2 protein-coding genes are annotated in these 936 nt (G+C 25.3%); both read left to right on the top strand.

What is annotated here, in order from left to right; genetic code table 11:
- Positions 1 to 132 precede the first annotated feature (132 nt).
- Entirely contained in the window at positions 133 to 600 is a 468-nt protein-coding gene (locus tag AJN60_RS04910) for a hypothetical protein (RefSeq protein ID WP_044780638.1), read from the top strand.
- Between the two features lie 14 nt (positions 601 to 614).
- On the top strand, positions 615 to 824 hold the full coding sequence (locus AJN60_RS04905) for a hypothetical protein (RefSeq protein ID WP_044780640.1): 210 nt from the start codon (positions 615 to 617) through the stop codon (positions 822 to 824).
- The last annotated feature ends 112 nt before the right edge of the window (positions 825 to 936 follow it).

Here is a 936-nt window from a genome sequence, read left to right as displayed (position 1 = left end):
AAGTCCTGATGAGCTTGATAAAGCAGATGAAACATTAAGACAAGAATATCTTAAAAACAAAGAGTTTAAATTAATTAAAAGTATTAAGTAGATTGGTTATAATAAAACAATTTATCTATATTAGGAGTAAATTTGCAAATTCCTATTTATTCTAAACTCAAAGAAAAACTAGAAAGCAAAGGAATAGACAATATATCAAGTGGACAAATTGCTTGGTTTGTGTGTAGCTTGATTCTTGCTTTGGTGACTTATATTATTCTAACTTTTCACTACATTTACATTAGTTATGGTAAATATGATAAGAATTTATTTTTATTAATATTTGATAGAAATGCAATAGAGTTATTTGTTATTGTATATTCTTGCATAATGTTTAATTTATTATATATTTATAATGCCATTCCTTTGGTTTTATCTGCGGTATTTATATTTTTAGCATTTTATTTTTCTAGTTTAAGCTTGTTTATTGTTGGTTGTTGTGGTATAGGAGTATTTTTCTTAATATCCATTTTTAAAAGAAAGTTTATGTTTAGTGTTTTACTATTCGCCTTGGGTTATACTTGCACATTGTTCTTTTTTTATGGACTGGCAACATATTAGAAAGGATTTTATAAATGAAATATTATGCAACGATTTATATTGATGAGTTTTTAGAATATGAAATATTAGTTAGTCTTTATAATGGAAACGGCTTAGATTTCACCCACGCTTTCTTAGGACTTACCAAAGACAAAAGTCCTGATGAGCTTGATAAAGCAGATGAAACATTAAGACAAGAATATCTTAAAAACAAAGAGTTTAAATTAATTAAAAGTATTAAGTAGATTGGTTATAATAAAACAATTTATCTATATTAGGAGTAAATTTGCAAATTCCTATTTATTCTAAACTCAAAGAAAAACTAGAAAGCAAAGGAATAGACAATATATCAAGTGG

It is taken from the genome of Campylobacter sp. BCW_4323 (genome assembly GCF_001763115.1).
GTDB classification, from domain to species: Bacteria; Campylobacterota; Campylobacteria; order Campylobacterales; family Campylobacteraceae; genus Campylobacter_D; species Campylobacter_D jejuni.
Note: the sequence above shows the minus strand (reverse complement) of the source record. Positions and strands in the feature narration are given on the sequence as shown.

Coding starts and splice junctions, on each gene's coding strand:
- AJN60_RS04905 (WP_044780640.1), top strand. CDS start 615: ATGAAATATTATGCAACGATTTATATTGATGAGTTTTTAGAATATGAA.